We start from the raw sequence: 21668 nt of genomic DNA, 5'->3' as shown, positions 1-21668 counted from the left end.
TCGCACAAAGCCGATGAGCGGCATGCAAGTTACGGGCGATGGGCTAACGTGAGTGTTCATCAATGGGTCATATTCCGGCCGGAGCGCCGACGAGGAAGCCCGCATGAACCTGCCCAGAGTCCTGCTCACCGGCGCCTGCGGCCGTATCGGCAAGACGTTTTTTCTCGCCAGCAAAGACCGTTACGAGTTCCTGCTCGTCGATCGCCACCTGCCGGACTTCCCCATCGCAGAGCACCGGTTCGTGCGGCTGGACCTCGATGAAAAGGACTCGTTGCCGTCGCTGCTCGAAGGCATCGACGTGGTCGTGCACCTGGCCTGCTCCCCCCATCTGGACGCCTCCTTCGAAGAGCTGCTGCCCAACAACATCCTCGCCACCACCTACCTGCTGGAGGCCACGGCGAAGGCCGGCTGCCAGCGGCTGGTGTTCGCCAGCAACACCCAGGTCGTCGAAGGCCATGCGCCGGATCGACCGATCACCCCGGACATGCCGGTAATGCCGGCGAGCCTGTACGGCGCCAGCAAATGCTATGGCGAAGCGCTATGCGCGCTGTATGCCAGCCAGCACGGCCTATCGACCATCGTCCTGCGCCTCGGTGTCTTCGGGCTCCCCGACGATCACGACTGGCAGCATACCCGCGAGCTGGGCACTTGGCTCAGCCCGCGCGACGCCGTGCAATTGCTGCAACGGGCCATCGAAGTGCAAGGAGTGCAGCACCTGGTTGCCCACGGGATATCCGACAATCACGGCAAACGCCTCGACCTGGCCGAAACCCGTCGGGTGCTGGGCTACCAGCCGCTGGATGGCAGTTCCCGGGGTTCCCACCCAAACAACCCGAAGCCGGTGATGAGAAACCCTGGCAGTGGAGAGCGGCCACCCAGCTGGATGGCCATCCATTCATAGCGAGTTGACGTAGACCGACTTCGCCACCAGGTAGGGTTCCAGCGCCTCGGGTCCACCTTCGGAGCCGTAGCCCGAATCCTTCACCCCGCCGAACGGCATCTCCGCCCAGGGAGTCATCGCCTGGTTGATCCACAGCATGCCGGCCTCGACCCGCTGGGTCAGCCGGTGCACATTGGCGAACGAACGGGTGAAGGCGTAGGCGGCCAGACCGTAGGGCAGCCGGTTCGCTTCGGCGATGGCCTCGTCGAGCGAGTCGAAGCCCCGCACCGCGGCCACCGGGCCGAACGGTTCATTGTTGAACACGTCCGCCTCCAGCGGCACACCGGACAGGATGGTCGGCGCGAAGAAGTTACCGCTGTTGCCGATCCGCTCGCCACCGGTCTCCAGGCGCGCACCGCTGGCCAGCGCACTCTCGACCACCTGGGTCATGGCACTCAGGCGACGGCCGTTGGCCAGCGCACCGAGGGTGGTGTCGGCCTCCAGGCCGTTGCCGACCTTGAGCGACTGGGCATAACGGACCATCTCCCGGGTGAACTCCTCGCGGATGCTGTTATGCACCAGGAACCGCGTCGGCGAAATGCACACCTGCCCGGCGTTGCGGAACTTGGCACCGGCCATGGCCTTGACCGCCGCTTCCACGTCGGCATCCTCGGCGATGATCACCGGGGCATGCCCGCCCAGTTCCATCGTCGCCCGCTTCATGTGCTGCCCGGCCAGCGCCGCCAGGTGCTTGCCCACCGGCGTCGAGCCGGTGAAGGTGACCTTGCGCACCACCGGGTGGGCGATCAGGTAGGAGGAAATCTGTGCCGGGTCGCCGAACACCAGCCCGACCACGCCAGGCGGCACGCCGGCATCGACGAACGCGCGCAGCAGGGCCGCCGGCGACGCCGGCGTCTCCTCGGGGGCCTTGACCAGGAAGGAGCAGCCGGTGGCCAGCGCGGCACAGAGCTTGCGCACCACCTGGTTGACCGGGAAATTCCACGGGGTGAAGGCCGCGACCGGGCCGACCGGTTCGCGTACCACGGTCTGCTGCACCGCGACGTTACGCGAGGGCACGACACGACCGTACACACGTCGGCCCTCGTCGGCGAACCACTCGATGATATCCGCAGCGGAGTTGACCTCGATCCGCGACTCCGAAAGCGGCTTGCCCTGCTCCTGGGTCAGCAGTTGCGCGATGCCTTCGGCACGCTCGCGAACCAGTTGCGCCGCCTTGCGCATGATCACCGCCCGCTCGTTGGCCGGCACCCAGCGCCATACGTCGAAACCGCGCTGCAGCGCCGCCAGGGCCCGATCCAGATCGGCGATGTCGGCACGGGCGACCTGGCCGATCACCAGGCCGGTGGCCGGGTTCAGCACGTCGAGCGTCTTGCCGTCTTGCGCATCGCACCACTGGCCATCGATCAGCAACTGCGTGTTCACATAGTTCGCTTCGGTCATCGGTTATCTCCCAAATAATCGTTCACGGCGTCGGATGCAGGCTACTGAACGCGCTATCGCCCAGGGCTGCAAGTGAATGTTCAACATGCCAGAGCGGCAAACCCGGCGGCAAGGTTTCTCCGCTTTCCGGCCAGCGCCTGCAGGCGTGTATCGCCCAAGGCGTGGAAAACCGGGCTTTGTACCAGCCGGCATACAAATTGCTCGGTGCCTGGGGTCTTTTAACACTCAGGTATTTATCCCATGTTGGTCAATGCCCGTAACAATCCGGTGATCCAACCCACCAACCGTTCGGATCTGGACCCCACCACCGCCGCCAACAACATGCTGGCCAGCGGCTACGTGCCAACCGCACAGGCCGCCGCCGGCCTCAGCTCGAACCCGACCAGCCAGAACGCCGCCGAAAAGGTCGCCGACAACGTCAATGCCGCGTTCGCCAAGACCCGCGTGCACCTGCAGGCCAAGATCCCGGACGTGGCCGCCGCCGCGACCCTCAGCGCCACGCCGCCGACCACCCGCACCGCGCCGTCTGCCACCAGTACCGACAGCGACGCGATGAAGGAATTCAAGGACTACATGAGCAAATCGCCGGCCGAACGCCTGCGCGAGCAGATGCTCAAGGACCAGGGGCTGACCGAGGAAAGCTTCAAGCAGTTGCCGCCCGAGCAGCAGCAGGCGATCAACAACAAGATCGCCGAGCGCATCAAGGAACAGTTCAACGCCCAGACCGAGAAGAACAGCCCCAACCCGGTCGAGAAGCAGGTGGCCAGCGCGTTCCTCACCAGCAATAGCTGATCGGACCGCGGTGGCCGGCTTGTCCGCGAAGGGCCCCGAGGCCGCCAACAGCTTCGCGGACCAGTCCGGTTCCTGCAGTGGCGGTGCCTGGCGCAGATGGAGCGTACGCCCGCTTTCGCTCACCCGCCAGGGCAGCTGATTGATGAACCCGGCGGAGTCATTCCAGCATCTCGAACAACGCCGTCACGGCCGCGCCCTGGCTTGTCGTCGGGCACGCCACCAGGGCGAACCGGCGCTCTACCGGTACTTCCAGCGGCAGCACCCGCAGCCCCCGGCGCTCCTTCGGTAGCGTCAGTTCCGGCACCAGGCTCACGCCAAGCCCCTCGCGCACCAGCGCGAAGGCGCTGCTCCACTCCCGCACTTCGACCCGTACATCCGCGAGCGGCAGGCCGGCCTCGGCCGCGAGGCTGCGGGCGTTGACCGTGCAACCCCCGGTCGCCAGCACAAAGGGTTCGGCCACCAGTTCCGCGAGGCTGACCCGGCCCTCGGGGCCACGGGCCGCCAGGCGGTGCCCCAGGGGCACCACCGCGACCCAGCGATCGCGCCCCAGCTCATGGGCCACGCGCCCCGGCTCCGGGTTGAGGACCACGCCGACATCCACCAGATCAGCAGCGAGCATGGCCTCGACCTCATGGTCGCTGACCTCCAGCGCGACCACCTCAATGCCCGGATGGCGCTGGCGGAAACGCTGCAGCAAGGGTGGCAGCAAGCTGCTCAGGACCATGGGAAAACTCGCCAGGCGGATGGTGCCTCCGGTCAATCCGCGGGCACTGTCGACCCGCTGGCGAATGTTCTGCAGGGCCCCCAGCATCAGCCGCGCCTGCTCCAGCACCTGCAACCCGATCGCCGTCGGCACCGCCTGGCGCGCCTCACGCACGAACAGTTGTACGCCGAGCGTTTCCTCCATCCCCGCCAGGGCCTGGCTGGCCGCCGACTGGGTCATGCCGACCTGCTCGGCGGCGCGGCTGATGGTGCCGCTGTCGAGCACCGCCACCAGCAGACGCCAGTGCACCAGATTCATCATTCCAGTAGCTGTCCTTATGGCACGTTTCTGAAGGATTGATTTTACCCGGACTGCAGACGCAGACGAGACTGTCGCCACTGTGTTTCCCCCTGGAGTCCATCGCCCATGAAGTTGTACTACGCTCCTGAAACCTGCTCCCTGGCCCCTCATATCGTGCTCCGCGAACTCGGCTTGCCGTTCGAACGGGTGCGGGTCGACAACCGCAGCAAGCTCACCGAGCACGGTGACGATTTCCGCCGCATCAACCCCAAGGGCTATGTGGCGGCGCTGCAACTGGACAACGGCGAGGTGCTGACCGAGGGGGCGGCCATCCTGCAGTTTCTCGCCGACCTCAGGCCCGAGGCCGGGCTGGCGCCACCCCATGGCAGTTGGCAACGGGTGCGCCTGCAGGAGTGGCTGAACTTTCTCGGCAGCGAGATCCACGGGACCATGGGGCCGTTGTTCAACGTGACGATCCCCGAGGAGGTCAAGGCGATCTTCCGCACACGGCTGTTCCAGCGCTTCGACTTGCTGGAAAACACCCTGGCGAAGCAGGACTATCTGCTCGAAGGCGATTTCAGCGTGGCGGATGCCTATCTGTTCACGGTGATGCGCTGGAACCGTTTCTTCGCCATCGACCTGGCGCCCTGGCCGGCCCTGGTGCGCTTCATGACACGGATTGGCGAACGGCCTAACGTCAAGCTGGCGCTGGAGGTCGAGTCGGTGCCGTGATATTCCCCTTGCGGGAGAGGGCCGGGCGGCGCTCCGCTTGCGGGCGATAGCGCCGATTCGACCGACACAAGACTCACGACCTGCGCAGCTCCGGCCACCCCCGGCTCTCGATCAACGCCAGCAATGCCTGCACATCCCAGGCGCCCGGCCGGTCCGTCTCCAGCCGGGCCACCTGGCTGCGCACCGCCCGATGGATCCCGCCGGTCCCCTGCCCCAGGCGCACATCGCCACGCAGGTCCACCGCCTGGGCGGCGGCGATCAGTTCGATGGCCGCCTGGGTTTGCACCAGGCGCACCAGTTCGCGGGTCTTGTCGATCACCGCCAACGCCTGCCCGGCATAATCCTCCACCCGATCCGCCACCTCGATACACACGGCCGGCAACGGATTGGCCAGGTGCCCGATCTGCGCCAGCAGCGCCGCCGAAGTCCGCTGCAACGCCGCCAGCCCGACATGCCCCGGCGTCTCGATCAGAAAGCGCGGCAGCTCGCTGGAGGCCGGCGACAACAACTTCGCCAGGCGCTCCGCCGAGCACGCCGCCAGGCGACTGAAAGCCAGGCCCAGACCCTCACTTGCCAGTGCCAGATGGGTACTGTCGAAATTGCCATTGGCCAGTACCTGTCCATCCTCGACCACCAACGCCGGATTGTCGGCACCGCTCGCCAGCTCCGTCGCCAGTGTGTCGCGCAACTGTTGCCAGGCCTGCCGGGCAGCGCCATGAACCTGCGCGGCACAGCGAAAACTCAGTGGGTCCTGCAAGCGTCGCGCGGCCTGTGGCTGCGTCAGCTCACCACCTTCGAACAGCGCCAGCAACAACGCCGCCTGTGCGGCGTGCCCACTGACCGGATGCAGTTGCGCGGCCCGCGGCCGGAACGGGCCGAGATTGGCCCGGTAGCCCTCACAGGACAACGCCAGTGCCGCCAGCAACGAGTCCAGCGCCCGGTCCGCCTCGTCCAGCAGCAAGCTGCCGAGTCCGAGGCTCGCCGCATTGGCCGAGACCAGCGCCAGGCCATCCTTGCCGGACAACGCCGGCACCGCCAGGCCGCATTCGGCCAGTGCCTGCGCCGCCGGCACGCGCTGCCCGCGCCACTGCACCCAGCCTTCGCCGAGTAGCCCGAGACTCAGGTGCGCCAGCGGTGCCAGGTCGCTTTCGCCGAGCGAACCGGTCAACGGAATCTCCGGGCAGATATCGGCGTCGAGCAACGCCAGCAGTGCCTCTGCCGTCGCCAGGGAAATGCCCGAACGCCCCTCGGCCAACCCGGCCAGGCGAGCCGCGGCGATAGCCCGAACCTCCTCGCGACTGGCCAGGCGTCCGACCCCGACCGCACGCCCCAAGGCAATGCGTGGCTGCCGCCGCGGGTCATCCGTCGGCAGGCGCAGATCCACCGCCGCGCCAAGGCCGGTGGTGACGCCATAGATCGCCGCACCCGCCTCGGCCCGGGCCAGCAACAAGCGGTGGGACTGGTCGATCCGCTGGCGCGCCGGCTCGCCCAGGCGCAGTGCGGCGGTACCCCGGGCAACCCGTAGCAGGTCCTGCACAGACAACGGTCGCTCACCCAGTTCGATGGCTGTCATGCGAAACGCAACCGCTGGCCGATCCCCAGCCTGGCCGCCTTGCGCAACAGCGCATGGCCCAGGGCGATATCGCTCAGGCTCAGCCCGCGATGCCAGAACAGAATACGTTCCCCGGGGTTCTGCCGACCGTTCTTCAAGCCGGCGACGATCTGCCCCAACTCCGCATGCAGGGTCTGCTCACTGAGCTTGCCCGCCTCGACATGGGCTCGCAGCGCACCGAACAGACCGCCTTTGCACTGGCCCCAGTCGTCGACCACCAGCTTGTCCATGATATCGGTCAGCGACAGCTCCACCGCGCTCATGGTGCCGTAGGGCACGACGAAGGCGCCGGGCTTGATCCACTCGGTGCGCAACAGCGGTTGCGGCTGGTCCAGGCGCGAGGCCTCGACCACGATATCGGCTCCGCGCACCGTGCTTTCCCAGTCGTGGGTGACCGTCACCGGCTTGCCAAGATCGCGACGCAGGCGTTCGGCGAAAGCCTCGCGGCTTTCCTCGCGACGCGAATGCACACGGATCTCGTCGAAGTCGAACAGGTGATCGAGCAGTCGCACGTTCCAGTAGGCGGTGCCCCGTGCGCCGATGTGCCCGAGCACCTTGCTGTCGGGACGGGCCAGGTACTTGGCACCGATGGCCGTCACCGCGCCGGTGCGCATGTCGGTGATCGCCGAGGCATCGAGAATCGCCTTCGGCACCCCGGTGGCCGGGTCCATCAGGTTGAGGATCGCCAGTTCCGACGGCAGGCCCTGACGATAGTTGTCGACGAAATCGCCGACCACCTTGACCCCGGCATAGCCGATATCGCCACCCAGCACACCACGCAGGATATTGAAGTGCCCCTTGATCGCGCCACCGGGAATCAGGTGGGTACGCGGTTCGATCACCGCTTCGCCGCGGCCCTGGATCGCCAGGCTGGCTTCGATGGCGTCGAGAATTTCGTCATTGCCCAGGTCCAGGGCGTCGATGTCCGGACCGTTGAGAAAGTCGATGTAAACAGGTTGCATGGAAGGTGTTTTCCTCTGCTGGGCTCATTCGGCCTTGAACACGTTCTGCTGCACCTTGATCGACTTGGGCACCAGGTGATTGGCGAAAAACAGGTCGGCGGTACGCTGCTGGTTATCGACGGTGGCCTGGTCGATGGCGCGCAGCGGTACCCGCGAGCGATGCTCGAAGTAACGCTGGACCACCGGCCGTTGCAGGCCGAGGGCCTGGGTCATCAGGTCGATGCTCGCATCAGGCTGGTCGAAGGACACCTGCTGGCCCTGGCCGATGGCCTTGAGGATGGGCGCGATGCTTTGCGGGTAATGGCGGGCGAACGCGCCACTGGCGATGTACAGCGAACCGCCGGAGTTGAGCCCCTGGCCGTCGCTGAGCAGGCGCGCGCTGCCATCGAGCAGGGCCGCGGAGTAGTATGGGTCCCAGATCACCCAGGCATCCAGCTTGCCCTGTTCGAAGGCCGCCCGGGCATCGGCCGGCGACAGGTAGACCAGGCTCACGTCGCTGAGCTTGAGGCCGGCCTTGCCCAGGCTCTTGAGAAACAGGTTGTGCGCGCTGGAGCCCTTGAGCAGCGCGACACGCTTGCCCTTGAGACCCGCCACGTCCTGCACGTCGCTGGCCTTGGGCACGATGATCGCCTCGGTCTGGCCATCGGTGGGTTCGATGCCGATGTAGACGAAATCGATACCGGCGACCTGGGCGAAGATCGGCGGGATATCGCCAATGTTGCCTACATCCAGGCTACCGCCGTTGAGCGCTTCGATCAGTTGCGGACCGCCCGGGAATTCGACCCATTGCACCTGGGTGCCGGGCAGGGCCTTTTCCAGCAGCTTGTGCTCGCGGGCCAGGACCATGCTCACCGAACTCTTCTGGTAACCGATCCGCAGGGTAGCGGGCTCGGCAGCCTGGGCCAGTTGGCTCAGCAGGACCAGGGACAAGGCCAGCCAGATTCGCTTGAGCATCACAGGGCCCCCTTGACGCGTTCGGCAACGGCAGCGGGTACCCACTGGCTCCAGACCTGCGGCTGTTCACGCAGGAAGGTGGTCGCTACCGCCCGCGGCGCCAGGCGCTTCTCGCTCATCTGCGCCAGGGTGCGGTTGAGCAGGTCGATGGGCAGGTCGACCTTCTCGAACACCTCGACCAACTCCGGGTACTGCTGTTTGAAAGCGGCGGAAACACCAATCGCCAAATGCGCCGGCAGAGAGCGGGTGCCACGTGGATGCGGGTTGCTGGCATCGGCCAGGGTCTTCCAGGCCTCGGCATCGAAGGGTGGCTCCTCCAGCTTGACCAGATTGAAGCGCCCCAGCAGCGGGGTGGGCGACCAGTAGTAGAACAGCACCGGCTTGCCGCGCTTGACCGCGGAGCTGACCTCGGCGTCCAGCGCCGCGCCGGAACCGGTGCGGAAGTTGACGAAGCTGTCGCTCAGGCCGTAGGCCTTGATCTTCTGGCTGTTGACGATTTCCGAAGTCCAGCCGGTGGGGCTGTTGAGGAAACGGCCGCGGGACGGGTCTTCCGGGTCGGCGAACACGTCCTTGTAGCGTGGCAGGTCGGCCACCGACCTGAGATCCGGCGCCAGCGGCCTGATACCCCGCGCCGGGTCACCCTTGATCACGTATTCCGGTACCCACCAGCCTTCGGTGGCCCCCTTGACGGTATCGCCGAGGCCGAACACCTTGCCTTCGCTTTCGGCCTTGACCCAGGCCGGGCTGCGACCGGCCCATTCCTCACCGATCACCTGGATATCGTTCTTCGCCAGGGCGGCCTCAAGGCTCACGGTACTGCCGGGCAGGGTGTCGGTCGGATAGCCGTAGCCTTTCTCGACGATCAGCCGCAGCACCTCGGTGATCAGGCTGCCGCTTTCCCAGGTGATGTCACCGAAATGGATGGGGGGCGGCTGGTCGGCGGCGGGGGCCTGTTGGGCCAGCAGGCTCAGAGCCAGCAGCGAGCTGCCGAGCAGGGTCTTGATAGATGTCATGGTCACCTCGTGGTGGTCTGGTTTTCATGTGGTGGGTTCAAGCAAAACAGCCGGGTGGAATGTTCGGTGTGGGAGCGGCTCTGCCCGCGAACGGGCCCTTCTGGCCAACAACAGCTTCGCGGGCAGGCCCGCTCCCACAGAGCACACTTCAGAAGTCATAACTCAGGCGCGTGTAGTAGAAGGTTCCCTCCGGCGCCGCCGGCGACAGGTAGCTGTACTGCTGGCCCGGCGTCTGGCGCAGTTGCCTGTTGAAGTCATCCGGCGTACTGCCGAACAGGTTGTTGGCACCGACCGACACCCGCAGTTGCCGGGTGAACGCGTAATTCACGTCCAGGTCGGTGGTCCATTGCGCGGAGAAGGTCTGGTCGTATCGGGCGTTGGCGGCGGAGGCCGCGTATTTGCGGTATTCGCCATAACGGGTCTCGTTCAGGGCGATGGTCCACGGGCCGTAACGGTGGGTCGCGCCGAGTACCAGCTTATCCTGCGGATAGCCATGTTCGAGGAAGCCACGGGCCTCGCGGGTCAACACGTCGAAACCGTAGGGGTTCTCGTTGACCCGCTCGATGATGGTCCGGGCCCTGGTATAGCCGGCGCTCAGGCTCAGAGCGCCGTAGCGCTGCAGGTCGAGGTTGTACTTGCCGACGATATCGACGCCACGGGTACGGGTGTCGGCGGCATTGGTCATGAACTGCGCCCAGGTGTACTGGCCGTAGCCGGCGGCCTGGAGAATCTGCTCGGCCCGCGGTCCGGAAATGCCGCCGCTGTAGAGCAGCCGATCACGGATGCTGATCTGGTAGGCATCGATGGTCAGCGAGGCCTGCTCGCTTGGCCGCAGCACCAGTCCCAGGGAGAAGTTGGTGGACTTCTCCGGTTTCAGCGGCTGGGCACCGAGGGCGCGGGCGGCCGGATTGTCGGCCGGCAGCATGCGCGTCAGCACCGGGTTGCCATTGCTGTCGACGTTGGTCGTGGTGGTCCAGGAGGTACCGATCTGGCCCAGGGTCGGGGCGCGATAGGCATTGTTGAGGGTCGCCCGCAGACCGACCTGCGGGGTGAAGTCGTAACGCGCCGAGACCTTGCCGGTGGTGGCCGAACCGAAGTCCGAGTAGTGCTCGGTGCGCCCGGCCAGGCCGAACTGCAATTGGTCGGTGAGCTGGTTCTCCAGGCCGAAGTACACCCCGCCGACATCGCGACTGTAGGTTCCGGCATCGTCCGGGGTCAGCCCCGAAGCCTGCACCGCGCCGACCTGCACGCCGTTGATTCCGCCAAACGAGTAGGAAGAGGCATCGCCCGCCTCCAGCCGATAGCGCTCGTTGCGATAGGCGATGCCGGCAGACAGGGTCAGCGGATGACTCGACCAGTCGACATCCAGATCCTTGGCGTAATCGAGGCCCAGGTTGGTCTGCTCGTTGATCAGCGTCGCCACCTCGAACTTGGTCGGGCTGTTGGCGCCGAAACTCGGGTTGACGGTGTTGAAAGCGAGTTCGTCATGGGTGTCGCGGCCATAGGTGGCACTGAGGTCGAAGCGGCCGAGGCTGGCGTCCTCGTAGCGGCTGCCGACGGTCAGCGCACCATCCTCGTAGCGGTAGCGATACTTCGGGATAGTGCCGTTGGGGTAGATCGCCGCGACGTTGTTCGGGTTGCCCGCCAGCAGCGGTGGCGTGTTGTTGACCGAGGTGTCCTGGCCGAAGGTGGCGAAGCTGTAAAGCCGCCATTGGTCGTCCAGGCCGATCTCGGCATTCGCCACCAGGTTGTACTTGTTGCGTCCGGCACCGCCCCAGCGCGGGTCCTGCTCGCGACCATCGGCCACATACTTGTCGCCGATATCGTCGGGTCGGTTGTTCAGGCTGTTGAAGCTCAGGGTCAGGAAACCGTCTCCCGGCAGGCCGAGGCCGTACCAGCCGTCGGCGGTCTTGCTCAGGCCGTCACCCTGGGCGTACTTGCCGACCTGGGTATTGAGCTGGCCGCCGCTGTCGCGCTCCTTGAGCACGATGTTGATCACCCCGGCCACCGCGTCGGAACCATATTGCGCCGAGGCGCCGTCACGCAGCACTTCGATATGGTCGATGGCGCTGAGCGGGATCATGTCGAGGTCCACCGGCTGGGCGCCAATGAACGGCACGCCACCGGAAATGTTCACCACCGCCGAGGCATGCCGGCGCTTGCCGTTGATCAGCACCAGCGTCTGGTCCGGCGCCAGGCCGCGCAGCGAGGCGCCCTTGGGATTCTGCCCACGGGTCGCGCTCTGGTTCTGCGGGTAGTTGAACGAGGGCAGCAACTGGAACAGCGCCTGGTTGAGACTGGTGGCGCCGGTCTGTTTGAGTTCCGTGCTGCTGATCACGTCCACCGGCGCGGCACTGGTCAGCGCCGTGGCATCGCTGCGGCGGGTACCGAGGGCGATCACCCGGTCGAGGGTCGGTGCAGCCGCCTCGCGCTCATGGCTCTTGTCGTTGGACGCAGCACCGGTCTGGGCCGGCTTGCCACCTTCCTGGATGATGAACGCACCGTCCGGGCTGACCTGCAGTTGCAGGCCGGTCCCCAGCAACGCTGCGCTGACCGCCTGCCGGGCCGACAGAGAACCGTCGACCCGGGCCGAGGAGTAGTTGCTCAACTGCGGCGTGAAGGAAATCACCTGGCCGCTTTGCCGGCTGATGTTCAGCAACACCTCGTCCAGCGGACCCGGCGCGATGTGATAGACCTGCCGGCTGTCCTCGGCCGCCTGGGCCCCGGCGGCCAGCAATAGGCTGGCGAGCGGGCCCAGGGCCAGGCTGCGAAACGGATGACGCAACGATGTCGTGGTGTTGAACGAACGCAAGATGACTCCCCCCATGGAATCGAACCACGCTGCTCCCTCGGCAGCGCTTACGGGAGTGATGTGCAGTGACCGGAGAAAAACTTGCAGACCCTTTGGTTATGGCCTTAGAACCAGGCCGCTAGGCCGGGCCCAAGGTCACCCACAGATCGGTATGGCGGGCGACGCGGATCGGCAGCGTGCGGGCCAGGGTGTCGAGGGTCTGTTCCGGCCGGTCCAGCCGGAACAGGCCGCTGACCCGCAGCGGCGCAATCGCCGGATCGAGACGCAGCACCCCGGCCCGCCAGGGCCGCAGGGCGTCGATCACCTCGCCGAGAGGGGCATCGCGCACTTCCAGCAGACCGTCGACCCAGGCCGTGGCACCCTTGGGGCTGGGGCGTACCGAACCGAAGCGGTAGCGGTCATAGGACACCTCGTGACCACCCGGCAATTGCAGGCGCTCACCGGCCGGACCGAAGATGTCCACGGTTCCACCCAGGGCGACGACATGCCCCAGGCCGTCGCGCTCACGGAGCAGCAAGCGATTGCCGTAGGCCTGCACCCGCGCTTGCGGCGCCTGGATGACAAAGGGTCGCCCGGCATCGGTGGCGACCCTGGCCAGCAGCTCGCCATCGAGCAGGCGGATGCGCCGCTGCTGGCGGTCGAAATCGATATCCGCGGCACTGCGGGCGTTGAGCTGCAGTTCGCTGCCGTCGGGTAGTTCGAGGCTGCGCCGTTCGGCGGTGCCGGTGCGCAGGTCGGCGGTCAGTTCGGCCAGCGACGCTGCGCTCCCTCCCAGCAGCAGGCCGGTACCCACCAACGCCCCGACGCCCAGCAATGCGCCCTGCAGCAGCCGGCGCCGACCGGTTGGGACCGTCAGTGCCCGTTGCAGCAGTTCTCCTCGGATGCCCTGGTCGATGGGGATCTGGAATACCCCCAGACGGGTTTCCAACTGCGTGCAGAGTTGTTCGTGGCGCGGGTCCTGGCTGCGCCATTGCTGATAGGCGCGCCGGTCGGCCTCGCTGGCATGGCCGGAGCGCAACTGGACGATCCAGCGCACGGCCTCGTCGATCAACGGGTCGGATTCCTGTTCCTGGCTCATCTCAATCGAGCCTCGCCCGCAGGCAGCGGTTGAGCGCGCGAGCCATGTAATCGCTGACCGAGCGCTGGGAAATACCCAGTTCGGCGGCGATCTCGGGATAGGTCAGGCCATTGACCTGAGAGAGCAGGAAGGTCGCCTTGACCTTGTCCGGCAACCCGCCGAGCAGACGGTCGATGCGCTCCAGCGCCTCGAGCATCTGCGCCAGGTCCTCGGGCGATGGCACCGGTACTTCGGCGTCCTGTTGCAAGGCATCGAGATAGGCCCGCTCCAGATCGCGGCGGCGCCAGAGCTGGTACATCAGCCGCTGCGCGATGGTGGTCAAAAGGGCGCGGGGCTGGCGAATCGGCAGGCCATTGGCGGCCACCAGCAGTTGGACGAAGGTGTCGGCGGCGATGTCTTCGGCACTGGCGCTGGAGTCGAGATGACGGCGCAGGCGGCCGCAGAGCCAGTCGTAATGGCTGCGGAACAATCCGCCCACGTAGTCGCTGTGAGGTGTGTCGGCGCCGGACATAGTGGCTCCTGGAAAAAGAGTTGCGCTATATGTCCGGTGGTCCGGTGGCGGGATGCTACCAACCCTGCTTATTCTTTAATAATACTTAAAAAATATTTTTATATAACAAAAATAACAAACGCCCCCTGATGGAAGCAAGCGCTCCGGTTCATCCGCGAACGCTCACACCGCCCTGCTCGGGAAGGTCCAGGCGAAACCCCGAACGCTCAGCCTCATCGCGATAGTCGAGCAACACCTGGTAGTCCGACTCGCAGGCCGGCAACACTTCGCGCAACCCCAGCACCTCGCCAACCTCGGGCAGTTCCCGCAACGCCTGGTTCATCGCTTCGCGAATCCGCGCCACCTCCCCCTCTGCCAACCCCGCCACGCCGATATACGGCAGGCAGGGACTCAACGCACTGCGCGCCACCACCCGCAAGCCGGCGACCTCCTGCGGGGCGAAGCGGGCCAGATAGGCGAAGGTCACGCTGTCCACCGCGGCCAGGTCAGCCAGGTCTTCCCGCAGCCAGCGCAGGCTTTCGCGGTGGGCGCCGCTGCGCCCGACACTGGCGAAGAAGCGCCCATCCCTGTGCAACGCCGCCAGGCTATGGCGCAACAGGTTCATGCCGCTGTTGGAGCCATCGTCATTGATCACCCCACGGCTGCCGAAAAACTCCGCCAACGCCGAGCGCGGATTGTCCGCACGAGCCAGCAGGAGGCTGCAATGCTGACCGTCGGCCGCATCCGGCAACCGGTAATGCGGGCGACCGACGACACTCACCTGGCCGCGTAGCCGGGTCATCAGCGGGTAACCGCAGGTCTGGGTCAGCAGCAGGTCCGGTGCCAGCCACAGCGCCATGAGGTCCAAACCGCCAGCCGGGCGGCGACTCGCCCCGAGCTTGTCGAGAATGCGCCCGAGCCATTGTTCGTTGGCCTGTTGCACGGCCTCCGGAGCCACGTACATCAGCAGTTCGGCGTAACCAGCGGTCATGGGGCCTCCTCAGGCGAACGGATGTTGCGGGCTGTCGATGGCTTTCAGCCCATGCTGGCGCAGCAGTTCGCCATAGCCTTTCACCAGAAAGCCACCGCTGCGCGCCAGCCACTGTTCGCGCCGGGCCCGGTAGACCCGCGGCAGGAAATACCAGGGCAGCCCGGGCAGATCATGGTGCAGCAGGTGCAGGTTGTTGTGCAGGAACAGCCAGCTCCAGGGCCAGCCGGCCTCGTTGATCACCGTGCGCTGCTCGGGAGCGGCATGGGGCCGATGTTCATAGTAGGAACGCACCATCGCCAGCGACAATGCCGGGATGCTGATCAGCAGCAGGTATTGCCAGACCGCAATGATGCTGTAGCGGACGACGAAGGCCAGCATCAGCAGCGTCAGCAGGCCATGGGCCGACCACATCAGCCAGGCCTTGCGCTCGCCCCGGCACAAGCGCCGGCCCTCTTCGCGCAGCAGGCCGAACAGGGCCAGCGGGGCGCCGATCAGCAGCCGACCAAGGACCGTCTTGTTCAGCCGGAACAGGCTCCGCTCGAACAGCGAGCAGCGTTGCCAGTCCTGCTGGCGCAGGTAACGGCTCTCCGGGTCGATACCCGGCAGGGTCAGGTCTTCATCGCGATGGTGGAGCAGGTGGCTGTCGCGGTAGAGGGTGTAGGGATACCAGACGGCAAACGGCGCGTAGCCCAGCAGCTTGTTCAACCAGTCCAGACGGGTCGGATGGCCGTGCAGCAATTCATGCTGCAGCGACAGCCAGAGCGTAACCAGGACAATCAGCAAGGCAGTGCTCGGCCACAGGCCCAACCGGGCACTGCCGAGTACGACGGCGAACCAGCCGCCGTAGACAAGCGCCAGCAACAACCAGGTCGGCCATTCGCTACGGCCGGTGAAGGAGCGCGACAGGGAGAGAATTTCTTCGCGGTGAACGGGGTCGAGGTAGTTGGGCATCGATCGGCTTCGCATGGGACAGGCCGAAGGACACACTTCGGCTTCATCTGCTGGTGTGCGACGAGCCGGCAAAATCTTGCAGATCGATTGGTTATCAGCTTAGAACCCGAAGTGACCGGGACATGTCCGCCCCTGCCCCTATAATCGGCTTTCCGCCTCAACCGACAAGCCCCATGCCAAACCTCGACTACGCCCTACTATCCCCCTCGCTGCGCCCCCTGCTCGACAAGTTCTACCGGGCCCATGGTTCCTCCATGCGCGCCAACGGCGAAGGGCAACTGTGGGTGGCCCGCGACGGTGGAATCATCGCCGGGCTTTCGCTAACCGCAGTCGCCGACGGTTTCTGGCTGACCGGCCTGTTCGTCGACCCACAACGGCGCGGCCAGGGCATCGCCGGGCAACTGGTCGCCCATGCCCTGGCCACACTCACCGGCCGCACCTGGCTGTTCTGCCATCCGGACCTGCGCGACTTCTACGGGAAACTCGGTTTCAGCCCCACCCGCCAACTGCCCCAGGCCCTCGCCGACCGACTGGCCCGCTACTCGCGCAGCAAGCCGCTGATTGCCCTGGGTATAGAACCATCGGTTAGCTCGACTGCGGAAAATGTGTGATCAGCCGCCGGTAACCCCGTGATAGCCTCGGTTTCCACCCGTTCCTGACAGGATGATCATGAACCGTACCCTCGTGGCCTTATCCCTCACCGCCCTGCTCGCTCCCGCTCTCGGCCAGGCGGCAAGCACCGACACGACCATCACCGATGCCCAATATGCCAAGGTCCTGGCGGGCAGCTGGCGTGCGCCGGAAAACAGCGTGCGCGATGTCTATCGCCATCCCCGCCAGACCTTGCAGTTCTTTGGTCTGCAGGCCAACCAGACGGTGATCGAAATCACCCCCGGCGGCGGCTGGTACAGCGAAGTGCTCGCGCCGCTGCTGCGCGGCCAGGGCCAGTACATCGCCGCCGTGCAGGCGCCGTCGAGCAGCGAGTACGCCAGACGCTCGGCCGACAGCCTGAAGCAGAAGTTCGCCAGGGATCCGAGCCAATACGTGCGGGCCAGCCTCGTCGAGTTCGATCCCCAGGCGCCGGTGCTCGGCAAGCCGAACTCGGCCGACCGGGTACTGACCTTCCGCAACGTGCACAACTGGGTCATGGCCGATGACGCGCCGGCGATGTTCTCGGCCTTCTTCCAGGTGCTCAAGCCGGGTGGCGTGCTGGGGGTGGTGGACCATCGCGCGAAGGATGGCGCGGATCTGGAAAGCATCAAGCGCAGCGGCTACCTGCCCACCGCCTACGTGGTGAAACTGGCGAGCGATGCCGGGTTCGTGCTGGATGGGCAAAGCGAGATCAACGCCAACCCCAGGGACACCAAGGATTATCCCGACGGTGTCTGGACCCTGCCTCCTACCCTACGCCTGGGTGAACAGGACAAGGCCAGATACCAGGCCATCGGTGAATCGGACCGCCTGACCCTGCGCTTCGTCAAACCGGACAAGGTGGCGGCCCGCTAGTGGCCGGTCAGCCACTCAGTCGTCGGCAGCCGGGTCGAGCTCGGGGAACAGCACCTGGGTAAACCCGAACTTGCTGAAGTCGGTGATCCGCGACGGATACAGGCGGCCGATCAGGTGATCGCACTCGTGCTGCACCACCCGCGCATGAAAGCCCTCGGCGACCCGCACCAGCGGCTCGCCCTTGGGGGTGAAGCCTTCATAGCGGATACGCCGGTAACGGTCCACCGCGCCGCGCAGGCCCGGCACCGACAGGCAGCCTTCCCAGCCTTCTTCCACTTCCGGCCCCAGCGGGGTGATCAGCGGATTGATCAGGATCGTCTGCGGCACCGCCTCGGCGTCCGGGTAACGCTCGCTGTGCTCGAAGCCGAAGATCACCAGTTGCAGGTCGACTCCGATCTGCGGCGCGGCCAGGCCGACTCCGCCGACGTGCTCCATGGTCTGGAACATGTCGTCGATCAGTTGCCACAGCTCGGCGCTGTCGAACATTTCCGGGGGAACCGGCGGCGCTACACGCAACAGGCGCGGATCGCCCATTTTCAGGATTTCACGGATCATGATCAGCTTTCGTCAGTAGTCGGTTTGGGGGAGTGCTCATGCACGTGGCCGAGCACCGTCGTCCGATCGGCCTGCTCATGAAAATCCTTCTCGCCGGGATTCTTGCCTTCGGCCGACATGTGCTCGATCACCGCATTCATTTCCGCCCCCAGCAGCAACACTGCCGCCGAGATGTAGAAGTACAGCAGCAACACGATGATCGCACCGATACTGCCATACATCGCGTTGTAGTCGGCAAAGGTTTTCACGTAGTAGCCGAAGCCCAGCGAGGCGATGATCCATACCACCACCGCCAGTACCGAGCCGGGGGTGATGAACACGAACTTCTGCTTCACATCCGGCATCACGTAGTACATCAACGCCACGGCGAACATCAGCAGCAGCACGATCACCGGCCAGCGCAGGACGGTCCAGAGGGTCACGACGAACTCCTCCATGCCGATCTGCCCGGCCAGCCAGCTCATCACCTGCGGCCCGAGGACCATCAGCGCGGCGGCCGCCAGCAACATGCCGGCGATGCCCACGGTATAGAAGACCGACAACGGCAGGCGCTTCCAGATCGGCCGGCCTTCGTTCACGTCGTAGGCGGCATTCATCGCGCTCATCATCAACCGTACACCTGCCGAGGCGGTCCACAGGGCGATGACGATACCCACCGACAACAGGCCCCCTTGGATTGCTGCAACTGGTCGATCACCGGGTTGACCTGGTCCAGCGCCTGGGGCGGCAACACCAGTTCCGATTGCATGCGCAACCAGCTGAAGAAGTCCGGCAGGTGCAGGAAACCGATCAGGGCGATCAGGAACAGCAGGAAGGGGAACAGCGAAAACAGCATCTGATAGGCCAGTGCCGAAGCATAGGTCGACATCTCGTCGTCGACGAACTCCTGGACCGTGCGTATCAGCACGCGATGCAGGGGCAGACCACGCAAGTCCGGAAAAATCATAGCGTCTCCTTTCGCCGCAATCACGGAGTCAGTCAGCAGGCGACTCAAGGGCGGTTTTTCACTCACGGTAGCGCAGTTGGCAAGCGGTAAACAATTTCCGGGTTTGACACCAGCCTGCCGGAACAGCAGAACGGCCATCCAGGGATGGCCGCTCGGTCACTCATCGGTCAGGGTTTCAGGCCCGGTCGATGCCCTTCTTGATCGTTTCCTTGACGTTGCCCTTGGCCTTCTGGGCCTGGCCCTTCAACTCCTGGGCCTTGCCTTCGGCCCGCAACCGATCATTGTCGGTGGCCTTGCCGATGCCTTGCTTGACGTTACCAACCGCTTCGTTCGCTGTGCCTTTGATCTTATCGCCAGTGCTGCTCATGATATTTCTCCATGGGGAAATGCGGGGTATCAGTGTCGCTACACAAGGTTGACCCGAGGATTTCGCCAGGAGTTTCATTTTTTTTCGTCGGTTCTTTCATCAGAGCAGTCAGGTTTACCTTTATGTTTGTCCGCCAACCCCCGAGAATAGGCGGCAGATTCAGGCTCCGGCGCTGAAGATCGATAACGGTAGGAAAGTGATGAAACTCGATAAAAAGCAGGCTATTGCCCGCAGGAACCAGGAACTGGGCGGTGCGGTGTTGGGCACGAACAATTGCCACTTCACCGAACTGAGCCGCAACCGGAACATCTGGTGGTTCGACATCCCGCTGGGGCGCCTGGCTATCGGCCAGTACGAATGGGTGCATCTGCTGCTGCACACGCCCAGCACCGACCAGTTGCTGCACCTGAAGGTACCGACAGTGTTCCTGCGCGAGAAGCTTGAAGGCCTGGTGGTGCGCAATGCCGGCAAGCGCAAGCCGACCGTGAGCCTGGAACTGAGCGCGGACAAGGACGCCTTCCTCCAGGACGTGCGGCCGAACGGTACCGGCGTGAGTTTTGCGCAGTTCCAGCAGTAAACCAACCGCTGCAAACGACAAAGCCCCGCAATGCGGGGCTTTGTATTTTTTTGGCCTGGGCCTCAGGCGGTCTTCTTCAGACCGAGCTTCTTCAGTTCCTCGTCACGCAGTTCGCGGCGCAGTATCTTGCCGACGTTGGTGGTCGGCAGGGCATCGCGGAACTCGACGAACCTGGGCACCTTGTAGCCGGTGACATTGGCGCGCATGTGCTCCATCACCTGGTCCTTGGTCAGGGTCACGCCCGGCTTGGCGACGATGAAGATCTTGATCACTTCGCCCGATTTCTCGTCCGGCACGCCGATGGCCGCGCATTGCAGCACGCCCGGCAGGGTCGCCAGCACGTCTTCCAGCTCGTTCGGATAGACGTTGAAGCCCGACACCAGGATCATGTCCTTCTTGCGGTCGACGATCCGCATGTAGCCATCCGGCTGGATGATCGCGATGTCGCCGGTCTTCAGCCAGCCTTCGCTGTCGAGGATCTCGTCGGTGGCATCCTGGCGCTGCCAGTAGCCCTTCATCACCTGCGGGCCCTTGATGCACAGCTCCCCGACCTCACCCAGCGGCAGCTCGACGCCGGCGTCGTCGACCACCTTGCACAGGGTCGACGGCATCGGGATGCCGATGGTGCCCTGCTGGATCTTCTGGCTCGGGTTCACCGAGGCCACCGGGCTGGTCTCGGTCATGCCGTAGCCTTCGCAGATGGAGCAGCCGGTCACCGCCTTCCAACGCTCGGACGCCGCCAGTTGCAACGCCATGCCACCGGACAGGGTGACCTTGAGCGCGGAGAAGTCCAGCTTGCGGAACGCCTCGTTGTTGCACAGCGAAACGAACAGGGTGTTGAGGCCGACAAAGGCGCTGAACTTCCACTTCGACAGTTCCTTGACCATCGCCGGCAGGTCGCGCGGGTTGGTGATCAGGATGTTGTGGTTGCCCAGCAGCATCACCGCCATGCAGTGAAAGGTGAAGGCGTAGATGTGATACAGCGGCAACGGCGTGATGACGATCTCGCAGCCTTCCTTGAGCTCCGAACCCATCAGTGCCCTGCACTGCAGCATGTTCGAGACCAGGTTGCGGTGGGTCAGCATCGCTCCCTTGGCCACGCCGGTGGTACCACCGGTGTACTGCAACACGGCCACGTCGCTGCTCGCCGGGTTAGCTTCCTTGACCGGCTGGCCCAGGCCCTTGCTCAGCACGTCGTTGAACCTGACAGCCTTGGGCAGGTGATAGGCCGGCACCATCTTCTTCACGTACTTGACGACGCTGTTGATCAGCAGACGCTTGAGCGGTGACAGCATGTCGGCCACTTCGGTAATGATCACATGCCGTACGCCGGTCTTGGGCACCACCGCCTCGGCCAGGTGCGCCATGTTTGCCAGGCACACCAGGGCCTTGGCGCCGGAGTCGTTGAACTGGTGTTCCATTTCCCGCGCGGTGTACAGCGGGTTGGTGTTGACCACGATCAGGCCGGCGCGAATGGCACCGAATACGGCGATCGGGTATTGCAGCAGGTTCGGCAACTGCAGGGCGATGCGGTCGCCCGGCTGCAGGTCCGTGTGCTGTTGCAGGTAGGCGGCAAAAGCCCCGGACAGCTCGTACAGCTCGCCATAGGTGAGCGTCTTGCCGAGGTTGCTAAAGGCCGGCTTGCTGGCGAATCGTTGGCAAGACTGTTTCAATACCGTCTGAACATTCGGGTACTCATCGGGATTGATTTCGGCAGCAATCCCCGCTGGGTACTTATCCTTCCAAAAGTCTTCGATCATGGAAGCCCACTCCTCAGCAACGCGAATTCAGCACCGCATTTGATGCGATTATTATTTGTCTATGTTTGTTATTGAGTGATCTGGCTTTAGGCTATGTACGAAATCGTTTGAAACTTGGTTATGCTGCGTTAAAAACCGGCTCGGAATACTCATTGACAACCAGTCAAGTCGGGCGCGACCCCGGGCGTTCCTCGCCGCTTTTTGCCTTGCCTAACCTGCGTTTCAA

At 64.8% G+C, this 21668-nt stretch carries 20 protein-coding genes and 1 pseudogene; 6 read left to right on the top strand and 15 right to left on the bottom strand.

Annotated features, from left to right (window positions below):
- Positions 1-103 precede the first annotated feature (103 nt).
- The gene (locus tag ACM62G_RS18635; protein WP_054061603.1) at positions 104-901 is read left to right on the top strand and encodes an NAD-dependent epimerase/dehydratase family protein; all 798 of its coding nucleotides are present in this window, start codon (positions 104-106) and stop codon (positions 899-901) included.
- Here ACM62G_RS18635 and ACM62G_RS18630 read toward each other — a convergent pair.
- Positions 896-2341, bottom strand: a complete 1446-nt coding sequence (locus ACM62G_RS18630) for an NAD-dependent succinate-semialdehyde dehydrogenase (protein WP_273820324.1) — start codon at positions 2339-2341, stop codon at positions 896-898. The genes ACM62G_RS18635 and ACM62G_RS18630 overlap by 6 nt on opposite strands.
- A 240-nt stretch (positions 2342-2581) precedes the next feature.
- Here ACM62G_RS18630 and ACM62G_RS18625 point away from each other — a divergent pair, with 240 nt between their 5' ends.
- Positions 2582-3133: a hypothetical protein gene (locus ACM62G_RS18625; protein WP_273820322.1), complete on the top strand. Its 552-nt coding sequence runs from the start codon at positions 2582-2584 to the stop codon at positions 3131-3133.
- A 157-nt stretch (positions 3134-3290) separates the two neighbouring features.
- Here the strand turns inward: ACM62G_RS18625 and ACM62G_RS18620 are convergent, their stop codons facing one another.
- Positions 3291-4157, bottom strand: a complete 867-nt coding sequence (locus tag ACM62G_RS18620; RefSeq protein WP_419735315.1) for a LysR family transcriptional regulator — start codon at positions 4155-4157, stop codon at positions 3291-3293.
- 105 nt (positions 4158-4262) lie between these two features.
- On the opposite strand from ACM62G_RS18620, the gene gstA reads away from it, so the two are divergent.
- A complete protein-coding gene (gstA, locus tag ACM62G_RS18615; protein ID WP_273820319.1) occupies positions 4263-4868 on the top strand; it encodes a glutathione transferase GstA in 606 nt (201 codons plus the stop codon).
- A 73-nt stretch (positions 4869-4941) separates the two neighbouring features.
- On the opposite strand, the gene ACM62G_RS18610 is transcribed toward gstA, so the two are convergent.
- From ACM62G_RS18610 to ACM62G_RS18570, 9 genes are all read right to left on the bottom strand, one after another.
- A complete protein-coding gene (locus ACM62G_RS18610; protein WP_419735314.1) occupies positions 4942-6441 on the bottom strand; it encodes an aromatic amino acid lyase in 1500 nt (499 codons plus the stop codon).
- Positions 6438-7442: an ornithine cyclodeaminase family protein gene (locus tag ACM62G_RS18605; RefSeq protein ID WP_273820315.1), complete on the bottom strand. Its 1005-nt coding sequence runs from the start codon at positions 7440-7442 to the stop codon at positions 6438-6440. Before ACM62G_RS18605 ends, ACM62G_RS18610 begins: the two co-directional genes overlap by 4 nt.
- 24 nt (positions 7443-7466) lie before the next feature.
- Entirely contained in the window at positions 7467-8396 is a 930-nt protein-coding gene (locus ACM62G_RS18600; RefSeq protein WP_273820313.1) for an aliphatic sulfonate ABC transporter substrate-binding protein, read from the bottom strand.
- Complete coding sequence (locus ACM62G_RS18595) at positions 8396-9409, bottom strand: ABC transporter substrate-binding protein (protein WP_054057543.1); 1014 nt, start codon at positions 9407-9409, stop codon at positions 8396-8398. Before ACM62G_RS18595 ends, ACM62G_RS18600 begins: the two co-directional genes overlap by 1 nt.
- A gap of 148 nt (positions 9410-9557) precedes the next feature.
- Positions 9558-12236, bottom strand: coding sequence for a TonB-dependent receptor plug domain-containing protein (locus tag ACM62G_RS18590; RefSeq protein WP_419735313.1), 2679 nt, complete (start codon positions 12234-12236; stop codon positions 9558-9560).
- 103 nt (positions 12237-12339) lie between these two features.
- Positions 12340-13299: a FecR domain-containing protein gene (locus ACM62G_RS18585; protein WP_419735312.1), complete on the bottom strand. Its 960-nt coding sequence runs from the start codon at positions 13297-13299 to the stop codon at positions 12340-12342.
- Between the two features lies 1 nt (position 13300).
- Complete coding sequence (locus ACM62G_RS18580) at positions 13301-13810, bottom strand: sigma-70 family RNA polymerase sigma factor (RefSeq protein ID WP_273820310.1); 510 nt, start codon at positions 13808-13810, stop codon at positions 13301-13303.
- A 148-nt stretch (positions 13811-13958) separates the two neighbouring features.
- On the bottom strand, positions 13959-14780 hold the full coding sequence (locus tag ACM62G_RS18575) for a phosphate/phosphite/phosphonate ABC transporter substrate-binding protein (RefSeq protein ID WP_419735311.1): 822 nt from the start codon (positions 14778-14780) through the stop codon (positions 13959-13961).
- A 9-nt stretch (positions 14781-14789) separates the two neighbouring features.
- Complete coding sequence (locus ACM62G_RS18570; protein ID WP_419735310.1) at positions 14790-15731, bottom strand: fatty acid desaturase; 942 nt, start codon at positions 15729-15731, stop codon at positions 14790-14792.
- A gap of 173 nt (positions 15732-15904) precedes the next feature.
- Here ACM62G_RS18570 and ACM62G_RS18565 point away from each other — a divergent pair, with 173 nt between their 5' ends.
- On the top strand, positions 15905-16342 hold the full coding sequence (locus ACM62G_RS18565) for a GNAT family N-acetyltransferase (protein WP_054057547.1): 438 nt from the start codon (positions 15905-15907) through the stop codon (positions 16340-16342).
- Positions 16343-16400: 58 nt separating this feature from the next.
- On the top strand, positions 16401-17237 hold the full coding sequence (locus ACM62G_RS18560; protein ID WP_054057548.1) for a class I SAM-dependent methyltransferase: 837 nt from the start codon (positions 16401-16403) through the stop codon (positions 17235-17237).
- A gap of 15 nt (positions 17238-17252) precedes the next feature.
- Here the strand turns inward: ACM62G_RS18560 and def are convergent, their stop codons facing one another.
- The 3 genes and pseudogenes from def to ACM62G_RS18545 all read right to left on the bottom strand — a co-directional run bounded on the left by def (position 17253) and on the right by ACM62G_RS18545 (position 19105).
- Positions 17253-17792 carry a peptide deformylase gene (gene def / locus ACM62G_RS18555; RefSeq protein WP_054061614.1) on the bottom strand — a complete coding sequence of 180 codons (540 nt, stop codon included), beginning with the start codon at positions 17790-17792 and terminating at the stop codon, positions 17253-17255.
- Between the two features lie 2 nt (positions 17793-17794).
- Positions 17795-18738, bottom strand: a pseudogene (locus ACM62G_RS18550) (YihY/virulence factor BrkB family protein).
- A 175-nt stretch (positions 18739-18913) separates the two neighbouring features.
- Positions 18914-19105, bottom strand: a complete 192-nt coding sequence (locus ACM62G_RS18545) for a CsbD family protein (protein ID WP_054057551.1) — start codon at positions 19103-19105, stop codon at positions 18914-18916.
- Positions 19106-19304: 199 nt separating this feature from the next.
- Here ACM62G_RS18545 and ACM62G_RS18540 point away from each other — a divergent pair, with 199 nt between their 5' ends.
- The gene (locus ACM62G_RS18540) at positions 19305-19682 is read left to right on the top strand and encodes a hypothetical protein (RefSeq protein WP_054057552.1); all 378 of its coding nucleotides are present in this window, start codon (positions 19305-19307) and stop codon (positions 19680-19682) included.
- 62 nt (positions 19683-19744) lie between these two features.
- Here the strand turns inward: ACM62G_RS18540 and fadD1 are convergent, their stop codons facing one another.
- Positions 19745-21442, bottom strand: coding sequence for a long-chain-fatty-acid--CoA ligase FadD1 (gene fadD1 / locus ACM62G_RS18535; protein ID WP_273820297.1), 1698 nt, complete (start codon positions 21440-21442; stop codon positions 19745-19747).
- Positions 21443-21668 lie beyond the last annotated feature (226 nt).

Source organism: Pseudomonas sp. COR18, assembly GCF_048568395.1.
In the GTDB taxonomy this organism is placed as follows: domain Bacteria; phylum Pseudomonadota; class Gammaproteobacteria; order Pseudomonadales; family Pseudomonadaceae; genus Aquipseudomonas; species Aquipseudomonas fuscovaginae_B.
Note: the sequence above shows the minus strand (reverse complement) of the source record. Positions and strands in the feature narration are given on the sequence as shown.